Source organism: Thalassospira sp. SN3W, from assembly GCF_038070535.1.
GTDB classification, from domain to species: Bacteria; Pseudomonadota; Alphaproteobacteria; order Rhodospirillales; family Thalassospiraceae; genus Thalassospira; species Thalassospira xiamenensis.
Genome location: NZ_CP121124.1, coordinates 4,054,099 through 4,076,924, shown reverse-complemented (window position 1 = coordinate 4,076,924; position 22,826 = coordinate 4,054,099). Strand labels below are relative to the sequence as shown.

General features: G+C 52.6%; 20 protein-coding genes. 12 read left to right on the top strand and 8 right to left on the bottom strand.

Translation table 11 applies throughout. The features are described from left to right. Window positions 1-16 precede the first annotated feature (16 nt). A complete protein-coding gene (locus P8T57_RS18710; RefSeq protein WP_341363990.1) occupies window positions 17-1,204 on the bottom strand; it encodes an MFS transporter in 1,188 nt (395 codons plus the stop codon). Window positions 1,205-1,590: 386 nt separating this feature from the next. Here P8T57_RS18710 and thrS point away from each other — a divergent pair, with 386 nt between their 5' ends. From thrS to msrA, 6 genes are all read left to right on the top strand, one after another. Then, window positions 1,591-3,528, top strand: coding sequence for a threonine--tRNA ligase (gene thrS / locus P8T57_RS18705; RefSeq protein ID WP_063094030.1), 1,938 nt, complete (start codon window positions 1,591-1,593; stop codon window positions 3,526-3,528). A gap of 261 nt (window positions 3,529-3,789) precedes the next feature. Then, a complete protein-coding gene (locus P8T57_RS18700; protein ID WP_341363989.1) occupies window positions 3,790-4,251 on the top strand; it encodes a tetratricopeptide repeat protein in 462 nt (153 codons plus the stop codon). A 114-nt stretch (window positions 4,252-4,365) separates the two neighbouring features. Continuing rightward, entirely contained in the window at window positions 4,366-4,752 is a 387-nt protein-coding gene (locus tag P8T57_RS18695; protein WP_341363988.1) for a hypothetical protein, read from the top strand. 167 nt (window positions 4,753-4,919) lie between these two features. Further along, window positions 4,920-6,248 carry an SPOR domain-containing protein gene (locus P8T57_RS18690; RefSeq protein ID WP_341363987.1) on the top strand — a complete coding sequence of 443 codons (1,329 nt, stop codon included), beginning with the start codon at window positions 4,920-4,922 and terminating at the stop codon, window positions 6,246-6,248. A 215-nt stretch (window positions 6,249-6,463) separates the two neighbouring features. After that, entirely contained in the window at window positions 6,464-6,796 is a 333-nt protein-coding gene (locus P8T57_RS18685) for a hypothetical protein (protein WP_139328151.1), read from the top strand. 1 nt (window position 6,797) lies between these two features. Beyond that, a complete protein-coding gene (gene msrA, locus P8T57_RS18680; RefSeq protein WP_007092153.1) occupies window positions 6,798-7,442 on the top strand; it encodes a peptide-methionine (S)-S-oxide reductase MsrA in 645 nt (214 codons plus the stop codon). A 57-nt stretch (window positions 7,443-7,499) separates the two neighbouring features. Here the strand turns inward: msrA and P8T57_RS18675 are convergent, their stop codons facing one another. The 5 genes from P8T57_RS18675 to moaB form a co-directional block, all read right to left on the bottom strand. Continuing rightward, complete coding sequence (locus P8T57_RS18675; protein ID WP_007092152.1) at window positions 7,500-8,261, bottom strand: IclR family transcriptional regulator C-terminal domain-containing protein; 762 nt, start codon at window positions 8,259-8,261, stop codon at window positions 7,500-7,502. Window positions 8,262-8,332: 71 nt separating this feature from the next. Continuing rightward, window positions 8,333-9,139, bottom strand: a complete 807-nt coding sequence (locus P8T57_RS18670) for a hypothetical protein (protein ID WP_007092151.1) — start codon at window positions 9,137-9,139, stop codon at window positions 8,333-8,335. Between the two features lie 212 nt (window positions 9,140-9,351). Continuing rightward, window positions 9,352-10,413 (bottom strand): methyl-accepting chemotaxis protein, encoded by a 1,062-nt coding sequence (locus tag P8T57_RS18665; RefSeq protein WP_007092150.1) that lies wholly within the window; start codon window positions 10,411-10,413, stop codon window positions 9,352-9,354. Between the two features lie 243 nt (window positions 10,414-10,656). After that, a complete protein-coding gene (locus tag P8T57_RS18660; RefSeq protein ID WP_007092149.1) occupies window positions 10,657-11,427 on the bottom strand; it encodes a sulfite exporter TauE/SafE family protein in 771 nt (256 codons plus the stop codon). Between the two features lie 50 nt (window positions 11,428-11,477). Beyond that, window positions 11,478-12,008: a molybdenum cofactor biosynthesis protein B gene (gene moaB, locus P8T57_RS18655; protein ID WP_007092148.1), complete on the bottom strand. Its 531-nt coding sequence runs from the start codon at window positions 12,006-12,008 to the stop codon at window positions 11,478-11,480. Window positions 12,009-12,434: 426 nt separating this feature from the next. Between moaB and P8T57_RS18650 the strand changes: the two genes are divergently transcribed. The 6 genes from P8T57_RS18650 to P8T57_RS18625 all read left to right on the top strand — a co-directional run bounded on the left by P8T57_RS18650 (window position 12,435) and on the right by P8T57_RS18625 (window position 20,136). Further along, window positions 12,435-14,387: an acetoacetate--CoA ligase gene (locus tag P8T57_RS18650; protein WP_341363986.1), complete on the top strand. Its 1,953-nt coding sequence runs from the start codon at window positions 12,435-12,437 to the stop codon at window positions 14,385-14,387. A gap of 533 nt (window positions 14,388-14,920) precedes the next feature. Then, window positions 14,921-15,940 carry an amino acid ABC transporter substrate-binding protein gene (locus tag P8T57_RS18645; RefSeq protein ID WP_007092146.1) on the top strand — a complete coding sequence of 340 codons (1,020 nt, stop codon included), beginning with the start codon at window positions 14,921-14,923 and terminating at the stop codon, window positions 15,938-15,940. Between the two features lie 115 nt (window positions 15,941-16,055). Next, the gene (locus P8T57_RS18640; RefSeq protein WP_007092145.1) at window positions 16,056-17,252 is read left to right on the top strand and encodes an amino acid ABC transporter permease; all 1,197 of its coding nucleotides are present in this window, start codon (window positions 16,056-16,058) and stop codon (window positions 17,250-17,252) included. A 1-nt stretch (window position 17,253) separates the two neighbouring features. Further along, window positions 17,254-18,357, top strand: coding sequence for an amino acid ABC transporter permease (locus tag P8T57_RS18635; protein WP_007092144.1), 1,104 nt, complete (start codon window positions 17,254-17,256; stop codon window positions 18,355-18,357). A gap of 18 nt (window positions 18,358-18,375) precedes the next feature. Then, window positions 18,376-19,164, top strand: coding sequence for an amino acid ABC transporter ATP-binding protein (locus tag P8T57_RS18630; protein WP_071240091.1), 789 nt, complete (start codon window positions 18,376-18,378; stop codon window positions 19,162-19,164). A gap of 147 nt (window positions 19,165-19,311) precedes the next feature. Then, a complete protein-coding gene (locus P8T57_RS18625) occupies window positions 19,312-20,136 on the top strand; it encodes an ATP-binding cassette domain-containing protein (RefSeq protein WP_341363985.1) in 825 nt (274 codons plus the stop codon). Between the two features lie 20 nt (window positions 20,137-20,156). On the opposite strand, the gene P8T57_RS18620 is transcribed toward P8T57_RS18625, so the two are convergent. Both P8T57_RS18620 and P8T57_RS18615 read right to left on the bottom strand, forming a co-directional pair. Beyond that, the gene (locus tag P8T57_RS18620) at window positions 20,157-20,921 is read right to left on the bottom strand and encodes a DeoR/GlpR family DNA-binding transcription regulator (RefSeq protein ID WP_037987529.1); all 765 of its coding nucleotides are present in this window, start codon (window positions 20,919-20,921) and stop codon (window positions 20,157-20,159) included. Window positions 20,922-21,027: 106 nt separating this feature from the next. Beyond that, window positions 21,028-22,587, bottom strand: coding sequence for a DASS family sodium-coupled anion symporter (locus tag P8T57_RS18615; protein ID WP_007089862.1), 1,560 nt, complete (start codon window positions 22,585-22,587; stop codon window positions 21,028-21,030). Window positions 22,588-22,826 lie beyond the last annotated feature (239 nt).

The following is a 22,826-nucleotide window of genomic DNA, read 5'->3' as shown; positions in this document are numbered from 1 at the left end:
GGCCTTTTTGCATTTTTCAAGCTGGTTGACAACGGCGGCGCAACGCGTATCCGGCAAGCACCAACATCACCAACCCAACCGGCAAGGCCGCCGAATACAGCAAGGTTGACCATCCCGCCCCAGCATATATCGAGCCAGCTGACAATGATGCAATGGCAACAGTACCAAACACCACAAATTCATTGATCGCCTGTACGCGGGCCTGCTCCGCCGGACGATAGTTTTCGGTCAGGAAGGTGGTCGCGCCAACGAACATAAAATTCCATCCAACCCCAAGCAACACAAGAGACGGCCAGAAATTGTCGATCAAATCCTCCCCTGCCAAACCGAATGCGAGACAGATCAGATTCAGCACCGCCCCCACCTGAATGATGCCAAGGGCACCAAACCGGCGGATCAGGTTGCCGGTAAAGAAACCTGGCGCATACATACCCACCACATGCCACTGAATGATGAAGGCGGCATCGCCGAACTCGTAATTGCAATCAAGGATCGCAAGTGGTGTTGCCGTCATGACAAAGCTCATGACCGCATAGCCAAGTGCCCCGGCAATCATTGCAACGATCACGGCAGGTTGCCCTATCACCACTCTGAGCGGACGCGGCGGTTCATCATGCTTGGTGCCGCGCATATCAGGAAGGCGCAACTGGCTGATCGCCAGAACCAGCAGAAATTGAATCCCGATCAGTGCCAGGAAAGTTCCGAGAAATGGCACCGTATCAAACCAGTTGCGTGCAAAGCTTGCCAGGTTTGGTCCGACGAAGGCAGCAGCAAGCCCGCCCAGCATGGTTAGTGAAATCGCACGAGAACGGAATTCTGGCGGGGCGGCCTCGGCTGCGGCGAAACGATATTGCATGGCGATGGCATTGGCAGACCCGATGCAGGCGCAAGCTACACACAGCAACCAGAAATTCCCCCAATAGACCGTCCCCATGCCTGCCACGGCACCTACCATGCCGATACCAGATCCGATCCAGAACCCGACACGGCGACCGAACCTGCTCATAATCAATGCCGACGGAGCGGTCGTCGCCATCATTGCAATCATGGTGAATGCAACCGGTAACGTAGAAAGTGATTTATCTGGCGCCAGCGAATAACCGATTACGGCTGCAACCGTAAACAGCAGTGACATCGCGCTGGCCGACAGGGCAACACATAAACTTAAAAACAGAACATTTCGGCGCACTTCGGGACTGGACATATGGGACGTACCTTCATCAGGCTCTGGCGTGGCGGCGCCGTTTCAATCTGGTGTTTTTTCAAACTACAAGAACAAGGAACTGCTGTGAAATCTTAACCGGGTTACGGCTTGCCCTGCTCTCTTTTGATGCTATATTGGCTTTTCAATTAACGGGATAGCATCAATGCACGGCATGGCCGACAATAAATTGATGGAATGCACAATCACCGCATGTCTTTCGGGCAACGCGGCTTTTTGTGTTGTTTCCCCGGTCGCTTTTTTCAAAGAGCGAACTTGACCTCATCCTGAAATTCCTTTTCTTGTGCCTAAAGCCCGCGTAAACATGCGGGTTTGAAAAATGCGCACATGACATTTATGCCCGCAGATAAAGCAGAGTTGAGCCAGACATGATTGCCCTCACCCTTCCGGACGGCGCCGTACGCGAATTTGACGGCCCTGTATCGGGTTTCGATGTTGCCAAAAGCATCAGTCCCTCGCTGGCAAAGAAATCCTTTGCCATCATCGTTAACGGCGAATTGCGCGACCTGTCGCGCGAAATCGATACTGATGCCGCCATCGAAATCGTGACCAAGGGGCACAAGGAAGTTCTGCCGCTGATCCGGCATGACTGCGCCCATGTCATGGCCGAAGCGGTTCAGGAACTCTATCCGGACACGCAGGTCACGATCGGCCCGTCCATCGAAAACGGTTTCTACTACGACTTTGCACGCAAGACGCCCTTTACGCCGGACGATCTGATCAAGATCGAAAAGCAGATGCACAAGATCGTCGAGCGGAACGAGAAAATCGAACGCGAAGTCTGGGATCGTAACGAAGCGATCAAATTCTTCCTCGACAAGGGTGAAGACTATAAGGCCGAGATCATCCGCGATCTTCCGGAAACCGAAACCATCACCTGCTATCGCCAGGGCAATTTCATTGACCTGTGCCGTGGCCCGCACGCCCCGTCGACCGGCAAGATCGGCAAAGCCTTCAAACTGATGAAGGTTGCCGGTGCCTATTGGCGTGGCAACTCGGATAACGAGATGCTGCAGCGTATCTATGGCACCTGCTGGGAAACGCAGGAGGACCTTGATGCCTACCTGCACATGCTTGAAGAAGCCGAAAAGCGTGATCATCGTCGCCTTGGTCGCGAAATGGACCTCTTCCACATGCAGGAAGAAGCACAGGGTTCGGTTTTCTGGCACGACAAGGGCCTGAAGCTGTATCGCAAGGTAGAAACATATATCCGTGAACGTCTTGATGCCGAAGGTTATCAGGAAGTGCGCACACCGCAGCTTGTTGACCGTATCCTTTGGGAAAAATCCGGCCACTGGGAAAAGTTCCGCGAGAACATGTTCACCACGACCCCGGATGAAGACGACCCGGAAAAGGTTCTGGCTCTCAAGCCGATGAACTGCCCGTGCCACGTGCAGATTTTCCGTATGGGCAGCAAGTCCTATCGTGACCTGCCGCTGCGTATGGCTGAATTCGGCTGCTGCCACCGTAATGAACCGTCCGGCGGTTTGCATGGCATCATGCGTGTGCGTCAGTTCATTCAGGATGACGCGCATATCTTCTGCACCGAAGACCAGATTGTCTCGGAAACCAAGATTTTCTGTGACCTTCTGAAATCGGTTTACAAGGATTTCGGCTTTACCGACATCCTCGTCAAATTCTCGGACCGTCCGGAAGTCCGTGCCGGTTCTGATGAAATCTGGGACAAGGCAGAAGCCGCCCTTCGCGAAGCCGCCGAAGAAGCTGGTCTGACGCTTGAAATTAACCCGGGCGAAGGCGCGTTCTATGGGCCGAAGCTTGAGTTTGTTCTGCGTGATGCGATTGGTCGTGACTGGCAGTGTGGCACGCTTCAGGCCGACTTCGTACTACCTGAACGCCTTGACGCGTCCTATATGGGCGAAGATGGTGAAAAGCATCGTCCGGTCATGCTGCACCGCGCGATCCTTGGCTCGCTCGAACGCTTCATTGGCATTCTGATCGAAAATTATGCCGGCCGCCTGCCGCTTTGGCTGTCACCTGTTCATGCCGTGATCTGCTCGATCACCAACGAAGCCGATAGCTACGCAGAAGACGTCAAAAAAGCACTTCAGGCCAAAGGTTTGAATGTTGAGCTTGACCTTCGAAATGAGAAGATCAGCTACAAGGTTCGCGAACACAGCCACGCGAAAATCCCGCTGATCCTTGCTCTTGGCAAACGCGAAGCAGAGGAAAAAACAGCCTCGGTCCGTCGTCTCGGTTTTCAGCATCAGAAAACCATGGGGATTGATGAGCTGGCCGAAAACATGGCGACCGAAATCCGTGATCGCGTAATCGAAGCCAATTTCTGATCGCCTGCCCACTTCAAGGCAAAACCACAAAGGCCCGCATGTTTTATTGCGGGCCTTCGCATTTTGCGTATTTCAGAACGGCACAGCGGAACCAAAGGTTTCAACACTCGTTTGGCAATCGCCACCTAATTCAGGGCTTTGGAATATAGTTCTTTCACCAACTCGTGACTGCACTTAACGCAAAGTTGTGCTAAATCCGAAACTGATCCCAAGCCCCCAGCGTATCTGGTGCATATGTTTTTTAAGGAAAAGGTAGCGACAATGAATTCCAAAGGTAAAACCCGTTATTTTATTGCATCGCTGGCGATGACGCTTGCATTGGGTACTGTATCCTCCGCAGCTTTGGCAATGGGCAGCGGCAACAGTTGGGGCAGCGATACACCCGATCTGTCCGAAGTCGTCGAAATGATTGATGCTGGCAAATACGACACGGCTATCGCAAGCCTTGAAGGCATGCTCGAAGATGATCCGAAAAATGCCGATATCCTTAACTATCTTGCTTATAGTCAGCGGAAATCAGGCGATCTTGAAAGTGCGTCCCAAAACTACGAACGCGCATTGATGATTGATCCGGAACACAAGGGTGCTTTGGAATATCAGGGCGAACTGTTCCTTCAGACCGGAAAGCCCGACATGGCGCGTGAAAACCTTGCGCGACTGGAGAAAGTCTGCGGTATGGATTGCGACGAATACAAAGAGCTGTCAGCAAAAATTCCGCAATAGATTTGCACCGCAAAAAAACCTTCCAAAACTATTCGTTAGGATAGCTTTGCAACACACACATTTGTCGCCATGTATTACCCCTCTTGTGGGTAATACATGGAATTGGACTTGGTCATGCCTGACGCTGTGCTGCGGAAAAGTTATACTGTTGTTGTCGTGCGCAGCACCGGACAGCAAATGGACCTGGAAACGCTTTCGGATTATCAAAGCGCGATCAATTCTGCGAAAAACGCATTGACCAACAATAACAATTCCGAAGTTCGCGTTGTCGAAAACAAATATGACGACGCCACAAAACGCGACAAAAAACAGGTTGTGAAAATCCTGACCCGTCAGGAAAGTGGCACAGGAAATGGCGGCACGGCAAAATCACGTGCAAAGGGTTCCGGCGTCAGCCACGAAGTGGCCAACCAGTTTAGCAAGGGGATCGTCAACATCGTTCTGGCGATTACCGTTCTGGTGCTTCTTGCCGGAATTATCATCCCATTGATGAACCGCTGATAGTGCATAACACCGCTAATCGTATCGAAACGACGATATCCCACGAGACGCTGAGATAAATCGATCATCTGTTTTCTCTGACTGCTTGACAGTGTGCCGCCCGGTTGCAAAATTGGTGAAGTCCATGCAATGGACCTTCGGGGGCTCAAAGGGAAATCAGGTGCCAATTGATCAATAAAAGCGCCAAATCCGTCATATCGTCGCGCTGGAAATACGGCCGCCTGACGATTGCACTGTTCGTCCCCCTGCTCTCCGGATGCTCTTCTGACGATATGATGCCGCTGTTTGGCAACGAAACTGGGTCCAAACAAATCAAGATCAGCGATACGGACAGCCAATCGCAAACGGCAATAGCATCTGGCATCGATAGTGCTGCCTGCGGTCTTTTCTTTGATAATGCATCTGCCGGGACAGTTTCGAACCAAGCCCTGAATGACAATGCAGCAGAACCGATATCGCTGCAGGGCAATCCGGCCGATGACCTGCGTCATGCCATGGCACTTGATCTTGCCAACGAACATGCAAAGGCGCGGCGCCTTTATCTCTGGTTGACCGCGGCCGATCCGAATGCCTCGATCTCGATCAATTGCGGTAACGGCATTATGCTAAGCGGTACGATCACAAGCCTTGCACAAAAGCGCATCAAGGCGATGGATATCAGCAATCCTGATCTTGCCCGCTCGCGCGAAATTGATGCGGTGGTTGCTTCGGCAATCGTTGCGCCCGGCCCGGAACTTCCCGATCCGCCGACGGTGCAAAGAAATCGCGACTTTTACAAAAACACTGTCGCGCTCGACATTCCGCCCGAGGATTCAACGGCTGCGCGTCCCGCAATGAAAATGGATGTCAGCAGCAATACAGCACGCCTGACCTCTGTTGACCGACCAGCAAGGAAAATTGCCGCACCGTCTGTTGCCCCCCAAACAGTGCCACTAACCGCGGCAACGACACCACCTACGATCAAAGGCGATGCGGTTACGCCAAGCGCGTCAAACAAAGCTCTGATTTCAACAACGCGTCCCATTGAAAGCGGCACGCTGGAACTGGAAGATGAAACATCTGCATCACAAAGCACCTTGATCGAAGTTCCAATGGTGGATGTGTCAAACAAAGCCCAAGCTGAAGAGAGCACTGCGGAAATTCCAACCGAGCCAGCAAAGATTGCTGAGGCCCCTGCACCTTCGATCCGTGAACCGGAACCCAAGCCAGAAGCGTCTCAACCGGTTCAAACAAGCAGTTCTTCTTATTACGCGGTGCAATTGGCGGCCTATCGTTCGCGTAAAATGGCTGAATCCCGTTGGTTGAAATTTGAAACCATGGGTAACGGCATCCTTCGTGGCGCAAGCCACGAGGTCCAAAGCATTGCGATTGAAGGTCAAGGTCTGTTTTTCCGTCTGATGACCGGAAAGTACTCCAGCCAGTCCGAAGCACAATCAGCGTGTGGCGGCCTGAAACGCGCCGGAATTGACTGTCTGATCCGTCACATAAAACCCTGAAATCACATCTTCGGAAAAAGCTTCAGGGTTTTGATTTATCGTCGGGTGGCATACTCGCCCCGGATGCTTTACCTGCCCAGTGACCGAATGACCGGTGTCGATGAAGCGCTTCCGGCCTTGTCTTATGGCCATGCCTGCGAAGAAACCCCGGCAGGCGCTTCAGAACCGCCTCGATTCTGGTGTTGTGCCGGTAATATCGCCAACGCAAATACTGGATGAAACGCCTTGTGCGTTTTGACCCGGCCGCCAGCATCGGGATGCCAATCGCAATAAAAACCATCCCGAAAAATGGGGGCGGCAGAGGCAGGAATACGAACCCGATGAACAGGTTGATTACACCGCCACCAATCAGCAAGGATGATTTCAAATGTCTTGCGCGTCGCAAATCAGCGGCTTCCAGCGATAATGACATGCAGGATTCTTATTATCGCGTCCCGCACGGCCCTTACCAAAAGAATGTTCGAAGACAATTTACCGTGAAGGCAATTGCCAAAGCATCAATCTGGGTTAAATTGCAACTCAGTCCATTAACTCAAGGCAGGTTCTGACATGTTCTCTTCGATCGCCCCAGAAAAAGTCTCTATCCCGTCTGCCGAAACCGCCCTGCCCGGTCGCGCCGAGAAATTGCAAGTCGCAGATCGCCATGTGGTTACAGGCAACCCGATGACAGGTCCGTTCCCAGACAACCTTGAAACGGTTGTATTTGGCATGGGTTGTTTCTGGGGGGCGGAGCGTCTTTTCTGGAAACAGGACGGCGTCTATACCACAGCCGCAGGTTACGCAGGTGGTTACACCGAAAACCCGACCTATCGGGAGGTCTGCAGCGGTATGACCGGCCATGCGGAAGTTGTTCAGGTGGTCTATGACCCGGCTGTGATTTCATATCAGACGCTGCTGCGTCTGTTCTGGGAAAACCATGATCCGACCCAGGGCATGCGCCAAGGCAATGACATCGGCACACAGTACCGGTCGGTAATCTATACCCTGAACAACACACAGAAAGAAGCCGCCGAGACGTCGAGAAAACAATATCTTGATGCGCTCAAATCCGCCGGGCGGAATGCCATCACAACCGAAATCAAAGACGCCCCGCCATTCTTCTATGCAGAAGACTTCCATCAGCAGTATCTGCACAAGAACCCGGATGGTTACTGCGGCCTTGGCGGAACCGGCATTTCGTGCCCGGGAATGTAAAACGCAATACAAGGTTTAAAGATCAGCCTGCATGAACATCAATGCGGGCTGATCATCTTACACCGGTTTGCCGCCATATTCACGGCTAAGATCTGCACAAACCCGCCGGACTTTCAATCCGAACTGTTCAATCCGTTCGTTCGGTATGCGGGCAGCGGGGCCCGACAGGGATAGTGCCGCAATCGGCAGTCCTGTCTCATCACGTACAACGCCTGCTACACAGCGCAAGCCAATGGCATGTTCTTCATCGTCAAGTGCGTATCCACGCTGCCTTGACCGGTTCAGATCACTTTTCAGCGTATCGGCACTGATCAGTGTACGTTCGGTGATTTTTGGCAGACCATGCTGCGTGATTACCGCATTCACCTCTTCATCAGGCAGAAATGCAAGCAGCGCCTTCCCCACACCCGAGCAATGCATCAGCGCCCGGCGGCCTGGCGTTACCAATGCCCGCATCATCTTGCGGCATTCCACCTGCGACAGGAAAATAACTTCGCCGCCATCAGCCACAGCCAGATTGACCGTTTCGCCACTGTCTTCCATCAAGGCGCGCATATAGGGGCGCGCGATCTGGCTAAGATTACGGTTTTTCGTAAAGGCATTACCCACACTGAACGCCTGCACGCCAATCGACCACAGCGTTCGTTCACCATCGAATGTGACATAGCGTTCATGCTGCATCGTCGTCAATAACCGGTGCACGGTAGAGGGCGGCAAATGCACCTGATGGGCGATTTCGGTCAAGGTCATCCCGTACTCGCTATCCGCAAGCGTGTTCAGAATGCTGATTGCCCTTACCAATGACTGAACCTGCTGCATGCAGATCATCCTTCCGGTCGCAGGCTTTGGAGCCTTGGGAACTGATATATTGTAATATTATGGGATCGGCTTCAGACACGCACGGACTTTTCGCGCATCCAGACCAAAGTGGAATAAGCGATCAAATAAACTGTCGCTGCCGCGAAGCTAAGCAATGTACCAACATTAATACCCCAAACCGGATACGTGAACGTCACCGCAAGAATATAAATCCAAAGCGATCCCATACCTCTTGGGAAGTTACGGATTACCGTGTGCAATGGACCAATGCCATAAGATGCATGCAGGATCAGCATCATCGGATAAAGCGTCACCGGGAACCCAGAAAAAAGCCCGGCCCATTTCGGTCCGATCCATGCCGCAATACCGCTGATGCCAAGAACAATCAGTGCGGCAAGAACAGCTCTAAACAGCACGATGCGTCGGGTCAATCGCACCCGGTTCAATATGCGAACATTCTCGATCCCCCGAAACAGTATCAGAGCGACGATCATGGCAGCCAACAGGGTAACGGCACCTGAAATCCGGGTAAACTGGATCTGCTGGCAAATCCATGAAACGAACATGAATGCGCCAAAGGCCGCGACGGAACTTGCCGGTATCTGCAATATCATCCGGCGGTCTGACAACAACCGTGACGTCAGGTAATAGGCATATAGAAAGGCAAGTGTTGCGATCAGCCCCGGCAGGGCATAGACGGCGCTTTCTGTCGCAAACACAACGCCCTGCTCCAGCCCGATAAAATAAAGCAGGATCGCCGTTCCAAGCGGGTATCCGGAAAGTACCCCGGCGGCACGCGGGCCTGTACGCTCCGCAAGGATGGATAACCCCAGCACAACAGAAATTGATACTGCAAGCTTGGCAAACAGCAACGTCAAGGTAACCTCCCGCGGCTTATTTTAACAATTCATCGATGAATTGTCGCAATATTATATTTTACCGCTATCTCCTTTTTCCAGCCTGCGCAAGCAGGAACCAATTTTAAGATGTTTCACGAACACTAGGCGCATAAGCAAAAAAGCGAGCCCCGACGGTGCCCGCTTTTCTGGTTGCTATGCTTTACTTGGTCTGGCTTTGCTGCCGACCGCCCCTATGACGCCATTGAAAGCTTTGCCCCCGGCTTATCAGCTGCTTTGATGGCATTTCGGGGCTGTTGAACAATCACCCCGCGCCAACCAAGCCCCTTATATGTCTCATAACCGGGCGTTAGCGCATAAGCGACCAGTGACCCATCCGCCAACAGATAGGAACCACGATTGGGGTCCTTGACCTCCAACCGGATCTGCTCGCTCAAGACGCCCTGATTATCGGACGCCGCGATGATGCGATTTTGCGAGTCAATCAGCATTACACGCGTGCGTGCACGCTCTTCGTCGCTGAAGTTCAATGCCTTTACCACCATCGGTGCCTGGTTTTCCCAATCAAAGAAAACCCCCATAACACCGATAACGTCGCCTTTTGCCTTACCGCCCCGTCGAACAGCCGTCGCATAGGTCGCCGTAGCCGCGTTATTTAGCAGCTCATTGTGCGCGATATCCGCAACCGCATACGCCCCGCCATCCCGGCATCGCATAGCTTCGCGGAACCACGGCATGTGACCGATATCTGTACCGACAAGACGGTATTTATCCGGACGCCCGGTGGCAATGATCCGGCCGCTACAATCCGCAATCCAAAGGTCAAGATAGACGGTATAGGAATCAAGGATCACGCCAAGGCGCTGCGATGTCTGGCTGGCGATTTCACCGTTGTCCGGGTTCTCGCAAACATCAACAACCGCGGCGTCTGTGGCCCACCATCGAACATCACAAGACCGCTCAAACAGGTTTCGGTCCATAAGCTCGACAACATATCGTGACAGGTCGGCAAAGCGGTCTCCACGCGCCGTTTGCGCCGTTCGCTCAAGATCAAGCGCCAGACTTTCAAACATATGTTCGAGTTCTTCGGTAATGACGGTTACGCGCTGCGAGATTTCCTTAACCTCGTTGGCAACGACGCCAAACCCGCGGCCTACTTCCCCCGCACGTGCTGCTTCGATCAACGCATTCAGCGCCAATGTCCGCGTAGCCCGGGTTACACCTTTTATTTCTGTGATCTTCTCATTGGCAAGTTGCGACATCTCTGTTGCCACCTGCAAAATTCGTTCGGGCATTCCCGCAAGCTCCCCTTGCAAAATTTGGTTTCACCCCGTGTTGATGCTTTTTTTTTATGCATCATTCTTAAGCGTGCAATTTATATGCAATTCATACCCGATTGGTTAATGAAAAAATGCTTACATAGTGCGTTTGAGATAATTTTCCCGATTAAATCACGCCAAAAGAAAAAGGAAATTTCCCGCCCTAAAATTCAACCTGATGAACACAAAATTACCGCATCAATCACACCAGAACGTCATTCAAATCTTGGCAAAGTGGATAACGGTATCAGACAGCAGTTTTAAACCGGTAATAAACAGCAAGGTGTAGCACACCCGATAAAACAGCTTTTCATTGACCTTGTCATGCGCCCAAAGCCCCAGCCACGTCCCGAAAAGCGCCACCGGAACCAGAACAAGCGCGGTTCCGAAATTGGCACCACCGAATTGCCCCAGATACCAGTACGGAATCAGCTTCACATAATTGACAACGATGAAGAACATGACGGTCGTACCGACGAAAACCGTTTTGTCCATTCGCTGCGGCAACAGGAACACAGAAACCGGCGGACCACCAGCATGCGCGACAAAGCTCGTAAAACCGGCAATGGTCCCCCAAAACGATCCCATGCCCCAATTGGCAGGCTTGACTTTATCACCACGCCTCTTTCCACGAAACCAGTGATCAAGTGTAAAGCCGATGGCAATGAGGGCAATAATCAGCTTCACGGCATATTCATTCAGATAGCTGAACGATAATGTACCGATCAGGATACCAAGAAGTGCGGCAGGTATCAGGATCATCATATTGCGACGATCCCACTTCTTCCGGTATGCCCAGACATTGGCAATATCCATCAGACACAATATAGGCAACATAATTGCCGCCGCGGCCTGCGGAGACAACGCCAATGCCATCAGTGGCACTGCCATAACACCAAGCCCACCCCCAAACCCGCTTTTTGACACACCAGCAATCAAAACTGCCGGAATTGCGACAAGGTAAAAGAAGGGATCGGTGATAATTTCCATAAAATCGTCCTACGGAAGGTGATCGTTTCGTCTAAAACCTGAGCGGCAGATTACTTTTCGGTCAAACGCGGCATCAGTTCGACGAAGTTGCATGGACGGTGACGAATGTCGAGTTGATAGAACAGGATATCATCCCAGGCATCCTTGCACGCACCATTCGACCCAGGCAGTGCAAACATGTAAGTGCCGCACGATACGCCAGCGGTTGCACGCGATTGAACAGTCGATGTGCCAATCTTGGCATATGACAGCCAGCGAAACAGCTCGCCAAACCCGGGGATCTCCTTGTCATAAACCTTCTGATGGGCCTCTGTCGTAACATCGCGCCCGGTCACACCAGTCCCGCCCGTACTGATGATCACGTCAACCTTCGGATCATCGCACCACTGCCGGAGCTGCGAGACAATCGTGTCGAAATCATCCTTTACGATAGTCCGCGCCGCGACCTTGTGACCTTTGGCTTCGATCCGATCGGCAAGGATCTGGCCAGAGGTATCATTCCCCAGCGTTCTGGTATCGCTCACCGTCAGAACAGCAATATTTACAGATACAAACGGGCGATTTTCATCGATTCTGGACATGCTATCAACTCCGGATGGTGGCTTCATTTCCGACAGAGTAGTCAGCATGCAGACAAGCGCAAGCCGTTTCGAAATACCGCACCGCACAACACACCCTCGACACATCACAATCGAACAAAACATCGCAAATTTTGGTTATTTAATTACCGAAAAACGCTTGAATTTCCCGAGCCCGATCACCCTCCATTCAAAAAAAAGGCAACAAACCCAATAAAATTAATGTTAATTTTCATAACACTAAGAAGAAAACCTGAAACTCTTAAACTTGACTTTCAGCAAGATAGTTCACACTTCGCCCAATCTGCCCCATGACTTTTCTTGCCGTGCAACATAATTCACCGTAAAAAAGTGGTAGAGAGATACCGATTTGAGCCTTTAAAATGGTCGGTAATTGCAAGAAAACAGGCAGGAAACAAAGGATCCATCATGAGCGATTTGCTTTGGCAGCCCAGTCCAGCGCGCGTTGAAAACGCCAATGTCACCCGGTTCCGCAACTGGGTGAACGAAAAGCAAAGCCTGAAACTGGACAGCTTCCACGCGCTCTATGACTGGTCGGTTGCCAGCAAGGAAGATTTCTGGCCTGCAATTATCGACTATGTCGGCCTGAAGGCAGAAAGCTGGGGTGACTCAGTACTTGTTGACGGCAACAAAATGCCAGGCGCAAAGTTCTTCCCGAATGCCCGACTGAATTTTTCAGAAAACCTGCTGGTCCGTGATGACGACACCGACGCGCTCGTTTTCTGGGGGGAAGACAAGGTCAAAACCCGTATCTCATGGTGCGACCTGAATATCGCGGTATCGAAATTCTCGCAGGCACTTCGCGCCGAAGGCATCAAAAAGGGTGATCGCGTATGCGGATACATGCCCAACATGGTCGAAACCGTGATCGCAATGCTGGGTACAGCCGCAATCGGTGCCACTTGGTCATCGGCCTCCCCCGACTTCGGGGTTCAGGGCGTCGTTGACAGGTTCGGCCAGATCGAACCCAAATTGATGATTACGGTTGACGGCTATCACTATAATGGCAAAAGCCACGACATTCGCGAAAAAGTCCGCGATGTTGTCGACAGGATCACGACGATCCAGAAAGTTGTCATCGTCAAATATGCCTTTGATGGCGCCAACACGACTGGCATTCGCAATGGCGTTTCCTACGATAATTTCCTAGCCCCCTTCAGTCCGGAAAAGATCGTATTTGAACAGGTCGAATTCAATCACCCGCTTTATGTGATGTTTTCGTCCGGTACGACAGGCAAACCGAAATGCATTGTGCATGGCGCTGGCGGAACGCTTCTTAAACAGGTTTCCGAACATGTCCTGCATTGCGATGTGGTGCCCGGCGATCGGGTATTCTACTTCACCACGTGTGGCTGGATGATGTGGAACTGGTTGATGGGCGGCCTTGCCGCTGGGGCGACACTGCTGCTTTACGATGGATCGCCGTTCTACCCCAGCGGCAATATATTGTTTGACTATGCCGATGCCGAGGGCATGACCCTGTTCGGTACATCGGCCAAATATATCGATGCATTGGCAAAGGCCGAACTTAAACCACGGGAAACCCATGATCTATCGACGGTGCGTGCTATGACATCCACCGGATCGCCCCTGGCCCCCGAAAGTTTCGATTATGTCTATCGCGATATAAAATCCGATATCCATTTGGCCTCCATCTCTGGCGGGACCGACATTCTGGGCTGCTTTGTTCTTGCTTGTCCGGTCTTACCGGTGAAGCGCGGCATCATTCAGACCCGCGCACTGGGTCTTGCCGTTGATGTTTTTGACGATGACGGCAAATCAATCCGTAATCAAAAGGGCGAACTGGTCTGCACCGCGCCTTTCCCCTCCATGCCGATCGGTTTCTGGAATGACCCCGATGGCGCACGCTATAAAGAAGCCTATTTCAACCGTTTCGATAACATCTGGTGCCACGGCGACTATGTAGAGCTTGACGATGACGGCGGTATGGTCATCTACGGCCGATCAGACGCGACGCTTAACCCGGGCGGTGTCCGGATCGGCACCGCCGAGATTTATCGTCAGGTCGAAAAGCTCCCCGAAATTCAAGAATCCATCGTTATCGGTCAGGAATGGGATAACGATGTTCGGGTCATCCTTTTCGTTGTGCTGCGCGAAAAATATCAGCTGGACGAACTTCTGATCGACCGTATACGCAAACAGATCAGGAACAATTGTACGCCCCGTCACGTCCCGGCAAAGATCATTGCCGTGGCCGATATTCCCCGCACAAAGTCAGGAAAAATCACCGAACTGGCCGTCCGGGATGTTGTGCATGGGCGCCCGGTGAAGAATCAGGAAGCACTCGCAAACCCCACAGCACTTGAACTTTTTTCCAATTTACCGGAACTGCGCAGCTAAGCCGAGACGTCCGGCTCAGAACATCAAAGCCCCGTCGCGTGCTCGACGGGGCTTTCGTTTTTGCAAAAGATTAATCAGAACCATAAAGCGTGCCGATTTGATTTCAGCGCACATCGCAAGTCGATTCCGCGCCGCAACAGAGTTTATTTTTTGAGCAACAGTTGCATTTGGTCAAAAAATACTCATTTCATTGCTGACAACAAAAAAATTTTGAGATTTGTTGCTTTTCAGAACCTGACCATTCGAACAGGTTTTTAACCTTTTGAAATATGGCGTTTTTTAACAGCAAAAAGGCTCTGTAGTCGTCAAAACAACGTTTTTCAGTACATCACCAAAGCGAGGAAATGGCGTAAATTTGAAGAACAAGCCCCCAGCGTAAAATTTTTCAGGCTTGACACATACCAGCCGAAAATTTCTTAATTTGGTGGTCCGATAAAAACAGGACAGTAGGATATGCTGCTCTGGCATATCCAGGGTGGCATAAAAGTTACCAAAGCCATAAAGAATGCTTTGCTAATGAGGGAGCTCATCTAATGAAAATCAAAACGATCCTGGCCGCTGGCGCAATGTCTGTTGCAGCCATCGCCGCAAACAATGCCCACGCGGGCGCTGTGCTTGACGGCATCAAGGCTAAAGGTTTCGTTCAGTGTGGCGTGAACACCGGTCTTCCGGGTTTCTCCGCTGCCAACGCCGAAGGCAAATGGGAAGGTATTGACGTTGACGTTTGCCGTGGCATTGCTGCTGCACTTCTGGGCGACGCTAATAAAGTTCAGTACACCCCGTTGACCGCTGCGCAGCGTTTCACCGCTCTGCAGTCTGGCGAAATCGACATCCTTTCGCGTAACACCACAGCGACCCTGACGCGCGACGTCAAGCTTGGCCTGACCTTCCTTGGTATCAACTACTATGATGGCCAGGGCTTCCTGATTCCGAAAGCCTTGGGCGTATCCAGCGCAACGGAACTTGACGGCGCAACCGTTTGCGTCGAGCCGGGCACCACCACCGAACTCAACCTGGCTGATTACTTCCGTGCCAAAGGCATGAGCTTCGAGCCGGTCGTTATCGAAAACATCAACGAAGCAACCGCTGCCTTCTTCTCTGGCCGTTGCGACGTTTACACCACTGACGCATCGGGCCTTGCCTCGATCCGTACCACAATGGCGCCGAACCCGGACGACTATATGATTCTTCCGGAAATCATTTCCAAAGAACCGCTTGGACCGGCTGTCGCACAGGGTGACGAACAGTGGGCTGATATCGGTCGCTGGGCTCTTGCCGCCATGATCGAGGCCGAAGAATACGGCGTCACGATGGCAAATGTTGACGAAATGAAGAGCAGCACCAACCCCGGCATCCAGCGTCTTTTGGGCGTTTCCCCGGGCATGGGCGAAGCTCTTGGTCTTGACGAAGAGTGGGCATACCGCATCATCAAGCAGGTTGGTAACTATGGCGAAAGCTATGAGAAAAACGTTACCGCGAAACTGGGTGTCGAGCGCGGCCTGAACGCTCTCTGGACCGACGGTGGTCTGCAATATGCTTGGCCGGTTCGCTAATATCTAGCGTCGGCTGAAAATCGCCTAACGAAGCTCCGCCCCACTGCCTGAACGCATGGGCGGAGCTTTTCGTTAAGGCCACTTACATTGGATACAATCTACACCTGAGGGTCAGATGAGTAAGACTCAAAATGCCCCGGGGGGTGTTCGTTCCAAGACCGTCGTCGATTACCTGAATGACGAGAATGTTCGCGCAATACTGTATCAAATCATTGCGATCGGACTTGTCATATTGGCGGGCTGGTATCTGGTTTCCAATACGCTGGTAAACCTGGAACGACAAAACATCTCAACCGGTTATGGCTTCCTTGATCTCGAAGCTTCGTTCGAAATCAGTGAAAGCATGGTCCAGTACAGTGCACAAAGCAGCTATGCAACCGCACTGTTGGTTGGCCTTCTGAACACCGTAAAGGTGTCTTTACTCGGGATTATCCTGTGTACCATTATCGGTACCATTTTCGGGATTGCGCGCTTGTCGTCGAACTGGATCGTTCGGAAACTGGCGACTGTTTACGTGGAAATTTTCCGGAATATCCCGGTCCTGTTGCAGCTTTTCTTCTGGTATGCCGTCATTCCGAACGCGTTCCCGCATCCGCGCGACGCATTCGAACCCCTGCCCGGCGTCCTGCTGACGTCACGTGGCATGTATATGCCGGTTCCGGTTGCCGATAATGCCTATACCCTGATGGGGATTGCTGCGATTATCGCCTTCGTTGCCATCTTTCTTATCAAAAAATGGGCCAAAAAACGCCAGGATGAAACCGGTCAGCCATTCCCGGTATTTCTTGTCGGAACGGGCATTTTTGTCGGCCTGGTCTTTATTGCCTATCTGATCGGCGGTGCGCCGACCGATATGGACATACCGGAACTCAAAGGCTTCAACATCCGTGGTGGCACAAATGTTTCACCCGAATTCCTTGCCGTGCTAATTGGCCTGACGGTTTACACGTCAACCTATGTTGCCGAAGTTGTCCGGTCCGGTATTCAGGCCGTCCCTCACGGCCAGTGGGAAGCTGCCGATAGTCTTGGCATCAAGCGTTCGGTTGCCCTTCGCAAGGTGATCCTGCCGCAATCAATGCGCGTCGCCATTCCGCCACTGACCAACCAGTATCTGAACCTGACCAAAAACAGCTCGCTTGCTGTCGCGGTCGGTTATCCCGATCTGGTGTCGGTATCAAACACGACCATGAACCAGACCGGTCAGGCGATCGAGGCAATCTCGATCTTCATGTCGATCTATCTTGGTCTGTCCTTGTTGACCTCGCTCTTTATGAACTGGTTCAACAAGAAAATGGCACTGGTGGAGAGGTAAGATGGCAGATAAGGCAAAATTACCTCCGCTTCCTACAGGCACTTTTTCTGCCCGTGCAGTTACATGGTCAAAAAAGAACCTGTTTGACGGTTGGTTCAACACCCTCCTGACACTAGGCTCCATCGCATTCCTTGTGTGGCTTATTCCGCCACTCGTGAACTGGGGGATCATCAATGCAACGCTGACGCCCTCCATCGAAGGTTGTGCCGAAGTCACCGGCGCATGCTGGGGCTTTGTAAACGCCAACTTGCGTCTCATTCTGTTTGGAACCTATCCGTACGACGAACAATGGCGTCCGCTTTTGGCAATGATTGTCCTGATGGGCATCATTTGCTTCAGCCTTGGCGGGGTTAAATATCCTTCCTTCCGCAAGGCAATCATCCCGATGTGGGTGATCGGAGTTCCGATCATTGCCATCCTGATGTGGGGCGGTGCACTTGGCCTGACCTATGTGCAGAACAGCTATTGGGGCGGACTTCCGCTGACTCTGATCCTGTCGGCGATCGGCATCATTTTTGCCTTCCCGCTGGGCTTGCTTCTGGCACTGGGACGTCAGTCGAATATGCCTGCGATCAAGACGATCTCGGTTGTCTATATTGAAGTGATCCGTGGTGTGCCGCTGATTACGGTTCTGTTCATGGCATCTGTCATGTTCCCGCTGTTTCTTCCGGACGGTGTGACCATCGACAAACTGCTGCGCGCGCAGATCGGTATCATTCTGTTCACCGCGGCCTATCTTGCCGAGGTGTTCCGTGGCGGTCTCCAGGCTGTGCCGCGGGGCCAGTTCGAAGCCGGCGACAGCCTTGGCCTGTCCTATTGGCAGTCCATGCGCCTGATCATCCTGCCGCAGGCTTTGCGTCTGGTAATCCCGCCGACCGTGAACAGCTTCATTTCGATGCTCAAGGATACGACACTGGTGGTCATCATCGGTCTGTTCGACTTCCTTGGCACCGTCAAGCTGGCACTGCGCAGCGACCCAGCATGGACGAAATACTACGTCGAGGGTTATGCCTTCGCCTCGGCAATTTTCTTCCTGATCTGTTTCTCCATGGCCAAATATTCGGCCTATCTTGAAAAAGAGCTCCGCAAGGGCGAGCAACGGTAAGGAGAGAGGAAAAAAACAATGACAGCTACAGAAGTACAAACCACCAATGGCGTTGTCCCTCCTCCGTCGAACGAGGAAGTGATCACCGTCAGCAAGGCCAACAAATGGTATGGCAATTTCCATGTTCTCAAGGATATCGACCTGCATGTCCGCAAGGGCGAGCGCATCGTTATCTGCGGGCCGTCCGGTTCGGGTAAATCGACCCTGATCCGCACACTCAACCGTCTTGAGACCTATCAGAGCGGCGAAATCACCGTTGATGGCATTCTGCTTGGCGACGATGTCAAAAACATCGAAGCCGTGCGCCGCGAAGTCTGCATGGTGTTCCAGCACTTCAACCTTTTCCCGCACATGACCGTGTTGGAAAACCTGACGCTTGCCCCGATCTGGGTTCGCAAGATGCCCAAGAAAGAAGCCATTGATCTAGCGATGCACTATCTGGAACGTGTCAGGATTGCAGAGCAGGCGCACAAATTCCCCGGCCAGCTTTCCGGCGGTCAGCAACAGCGTGTGGCAATCGCCCGCTCGCTCTGCATGCAGCCGAAAATCATGCTGTTCGATGAACCGACTTCGGCCCTTGACCCGGAAATGGTCAAGGAAGTGCTCGACGTTATGGTCGAACTCGCCAAGGAAGGCATGACCATGCTTTGCGTGACCCACGAAATGGGCTTCGCCAAAGAAGTCGCCGACCGTGTCGTATTCATGGATGCCGGTGAAATCGTTGAAATGGCAGGTCCGCAGGAATTCTTTGCGAACCCCAAAAGCGAACGGACCAAGCTGTTTCTCAGCCAGATCCTGTCGCACTAGGCAAAACGCCCGGTGGACTTCCACAGATTGCGTACCGGAAACGGCCCCCCGAAACGGGGCCGTTTTCTTTTTTGCAAATTTCGGGCTTGCCCCCTGCCCGTCAAATGCCGAAGATCGGCGGGCAAACAGCAATGGATAAACATCTTCATGACCACGCCTTCCACACCTGCTACCGCTGCGTCAACATCGGGCTTCATCACGGTTCAGTCACTGACCAAAAAGTTCGGTCCGAATACCGCGCTTGATGATGTCAGCCTGTCGCTCGGCAAGGGTGAAACCATGGCAATCATCGGCCCATCGGCGGCTGGTAAAAGCGTGCTTTTGAAATGTATCGTCGGTCTTCACGGAGCCGACAGCGGTAAGATCATGCTGGGCGGTGACGATGTCAGCCAGGTCAGTTCGCCTGCGCGAAAACATTGGGCCGAACGGATTGGCATGCTGTTTCAGCAAAACGCCCTGTTTGACAGCATGAAGGTTTGGGAAAATATCTGTTTTCGCCAGATAGAGCGCGGAACCATGACCCGCAAAGAAGCCAAGGATCATGCGGTCGACCTGCTTGGTCATGTTGGCCTGTCCGAAGACAGTGCCTTTCTTTCCCCGGGTGATCTTTCCGGCGGCATGCAAAAGCGCGTTGGCATTGCGCGTGCCATTTCAACCGATCCGGAAATTCTGCTGCTTGATAATCCGACCGCGGGTCTTGATCCGGTTCTGTCGAACCATATCGAACTGATGATCAGCAAGATCGCGACCCAGCGCGGTACCACCGTCATTACCATCACCAATGACATGCAGATCGCACGCACGCGTTACGCTAACCTTGTGATGATGCACGCGGGCAAAGTTTACTGGTCGGGTCCGACAAACGATATTGATCACGCCCATAACGAACATCTGACCCAGATGCTCAATGGTTCGTCACAAGGTCCGATCACCATGCGGATGGGCAAGCGCGGCGACCATATGGTTGCCTGATCGCAAATCGTTGTTGCCGGTCAATTCGCGGTATAAACTGACAAATCCGCTTCACGGATGACATCGGCCCAAACCGGGCCGGGATGACGGTCGGTAAACAGGGCGTCAATTTCCGAGAGATGCCCCAACCGCACCATCGCGCGCCGCCCGAATTTCGATGCATCGGTACACAGGAACGTCTGGCGGGCATTGGAAATGATCGCACGCGCCACCCGGACTTCGCGATAGTCGAAATCCATCAGACTACCATCTTCGTCAACGCCGGAAATCCCGACAATCGCGTAATCGACCTTGAACTGGTTGATAAAATCGATGGTCGCCTCACCAATTACGCCAAAGTCACGCTGACGAACAACGCCACCGGCAATAATCACCTCAAAGCCCGGATTGGCGGCACAAATCTGGGCGACATGCAGGTTATTGGTGATGATTTTCAGGCTCTTGTGTGACGATAACGCGCGCGCAACCTCTTCATTCGTGGTGCCGATATTGATGAATATCGACGCCCCTTCGGGGATATGCTGCGCTACCAGCTTGGCAATCTCGCGCTTGCTGCCAAGGTTAAGAACCTGCCGATCAGTATATGCCGTGTTTTCCGTGGTCGAAAGGCTGGCCGCCCCGCCATGATAACGCGCAACAAGCCCTTCTTCGGCCATCTCGTTGATATCACGTCGAATGGTCTGGGGGGTAACGGCAAAATGATCGGCCAATGTGTCAATCGTCATGAAACTGTTCGCCGCGACCAGTTCAAGAATTTCGCGACGCCGCCGATCAAGCTTGCCCATATTGTTTCCTTCCGCCCTGAATTTTCGTCTTTGATTGTTAATTTTCGTTACCGATCAAAATGCTTTCTAATGAACGGCAATGCAAGCCCTGCGCACAAAGAAGTTGTTATTTAAACAGAATGGGCACCAGAATCATGGAAAACACCACCAGCAGAGCAAGCCCGGCAAGGTTCACAACCGCACCGGCGCGAACCATATCGCCAATTTTCAGATAGCCGCTGGCAAAAACAATAGCATTCGGGGGCGTTGCCACCGGCAACATGAAGGCACAGCTTGCGGCAATCGCCACCGGCACGGCAAGCAATAGCGGGTCGATGCCCTCGCCCAACGCATAAGTTGCCACCAGAGGCAAAAAGGTTGCAGCCGTCGCCGTATTGGATGTCAGATGGCTGATCAGGATCACCATCAAGGCAATCAGACCGATCTGCACGAACACCGGCAGGTCTGGTAAAGCACCGGCATTTCCGGCAATCCAGGCCGCAAGGCCGCTGTCATTGATCAACGCCCCTAACGCCAGTCCGCCGCCCACCAAAAGCAAAACGCCCCAAGGCAACCGCAATGTCGCCTTCCAATCCAGCACATAAAGATTTTCACGTGCCTTGACCGGGATCGCAAACAAGGCAATCGCAGCAAACATCGCAATCGATGCATCGCTGATCGGGACATCGGGCAAAGCCACCTCGATCAGCGGTCGGAAAAGCCACAGGCAGGCCGTCGCCACAAAGACGATGGCAACCGACTTCTCCCCGCGTGACATCGGTCCCAGTGCGGCAATATCACGCGCCAAAGCATGTCGTGCATTTTCCGGAAGATCATCCGCCTGCGGATAGACAACAGATGTCAGTATCCACCAGCAGAATAGCAAAAGGACCGCAGCAAACGGAACCCCCAGCATCATCCATTGCCCGAACCCTATGCTGACATCAAAGTTACTGGCAAGATAACCGGCAAGCAACGCATTCGGCGGCGTCCCGATCAGGGTCCCGATCCCGCCGATGCTTGCACCAAAGGCAATCCCGAATAGAAGCGCCAGCGCAAAATTGCGCGTCAGCGGAGCAAGCTTTTCCGTCACACTTTCATCGTCGTCCTCAATGCCTCTGGACGGTTCCGTTTCATTGTCTCGAAGCAAATTCACAATCGAAAGCGCAATCGGCAACATCATCGTCGCGGTTGCGGTATTACTGACCCACATCGAAAGGAATGCCGTGGCGGTTATGAAGCCCCCGACAAGAGCACGCGGCCTAAACCCTACCGTTTTCAGGATCATCAGCGCAATGCGTCGATGCAGGTTCCAGCGCTCCATGGCGATCGCAATGATGAATCCCCCCAAAAACATGAATATCAGGGGATTGGCATAGTGCGGCGTTACCTGTGCAACCGATGCCAAACCAAATACCGGCGCCAGGGCGACCGGCACCAGTGCTGTTGCCGCTATCGGGATCGCTTCCGACAACCACCAAACGGCCATCAAGGCGGCAAGGGATGCCGAGTACCAGGCAATCGAACTCATGCCACTTGGTGGCTCCATCAGCACCATGGCAACAAACAGGATCATCCCGCCCCAAAGCCCGGCCTGCCGCCGTAATGCTCCGGGTCGGCGGGGCGATGCCGGGTTGGCACCCGTCGACGAGATCGGAAGCCTGTCAATCAGAGGAAATCGGATCATCGGATGCTCCGGCCATAAGGCAGCATATGTGCTGTGAAACGCTGTGATATGCCATCAACTTACGACATCACAATCTCTTCGCAACAGTTTGATTTTTATATAATTATTCCAATTTTCAATTACTTTCGGAGTTTTCCGTATCGCGGAACGCATCCCGCCATCGATTATATTTCCGATCCCGGCGATCAATGATAGCGTTACAGCCAAAATCAAATGTAGCCAATTGTGCTGCCGAAACA

What these genes read in the sequence shown, in the direction of transcription:
- P8T57_RS18710 (WP_341363990.1), bottom strand. Translation starts at nt 1,204, where the DNA reads ATGTCCAGTCCCGAAGTGCGCCGAAATGTTCTGTTTTTAAGTTTATGT.
- thrS (WP_063094030.1), top strand. Translation starts at nt 1,591, where the DNA reads ATGATTGCCCTCACCCTTCCGGACGGCGCCGTACGCGAATTTGACGGC.
- P8T57_RS18700 (WP_341363989.1), top strand. Translation starts at nt 3,790, where the DNA reads ATGAATTCCAAAGGTAAAACCCGTTATTTTATTGCATCGCTGGCGATG.
- P8T57_RS18695 (WP_341363988.1), top strand. Translation starts at nt 4,366, where the DNA reads ATGCCTGACGCTGTGCTGCGGAAAAGTTATACTGTTGTTGTCGTGCGC.
- P8T57_RS18685 (WP_139328151.1), top strand. Translation starts at nt 6,464, where the DNA reads ATGAAACGCCTTGTGCGTTTTGACCCGGCCGCCAGCATCGGGATGCCA.
- msrA (WP_007092153.1), top strand. Translation starts at nt 6,798, where the DNA reads ATGTTCTCTTCGATCGCCCCAGAAAAAGTCTCTATCCCGTCTGCCGAA.
- P8T57_RS18675 (WP_007092152.1), bottom strand. Translation starts at nt 8,261, where the DNA reads ATGCAGCAGGTTCAGTCATTGGTAAGGGCAATCAGCATTCTGAACACG.
- P8T57_RS18665 (WP_007092150.1), bottom strand. Translation starts at nt 10,413, where the DNA reads ATGCCCGAACGAATTTTGCAGGTGGCAACAGAGATGTCGCAACTTGCC.
- P8T57_RS18660 (WP_007092149.1), bottom strand. Translation starts at nt 11,427, where the DNA reads ATGGAAATTATCACCGATCCCTTCTTTTACCTTGTCGCAATTCCGGCA.
- moaB (WP_007092148.1), bottom strand. Translation starts at nt 12,008, where the DNA reads ATGTCCAGAATCGATGAAAATCGCCCGTTTGTATCTGTAAATATTGCT.
- P8T57_RS18650 (WP_341363986.1), top strand. Translation starts at nt 12,435, where the DNA reads ATGAGCGATTTGCTTTGGCAGCCCAGTCCAGCGCGCGTTGAAAACGCC.
- P8T57_RS18645 (WP_007092146.1), top strand. Translation starts at nt 14,921, where the DNA reads ATGAAAATCAAAACGATCCTGGCCGCTGGCGCAATGTCTGTTGCAGCC.
- P8T57_RS18640 (WP_007092145.1), top strand. Translation starts at nt 16,056, where the DNA reads ATGAGTAAGACTCAAAATGCCCCGGGGGGTGTTCGTTCCAAGACCGTC.
- P8T57_RS18635 (WP_007092144.1), top strand. Translation starts at nt 17,254, where the DNA reads ATGGCAGATAAGGCAAAATTACCTCCGCTTCCTACAGGCACTTTTTCT.
- P8T57_RS18630 (WP_071240091.1), top strand. Translation starts at nt 18,376, where the DNA reads ATGACAGCTACAGAAGTACAAACCACCAATGGCGTTGTCCCTCCTCCG.
- P8T57_RS18625 (WP_341363985.1), top strand. Translation starts at nt 19,312, where the DNA reads ATGACCACGCCTTCCACACCTGCTACCGCTGCGTCAACATCGGGCTTC.
- P8T57_RS18620 (WP_037987529.1), bottom strand. Translation starts at nt 20,921, where the DNA reads ATGGGCAAGCTTGATCGGCGGCGTCGCGAAATTCTTGAACTGGTCGCG.
- P8T57_RS18615 (WP_007089862.1), bottom strand. Translation starts at nt 22,587, where the DNA reads ATGATCCGATTTCCTCTGATTGACAGGCTTCCGATCTCGTCGACGGGT.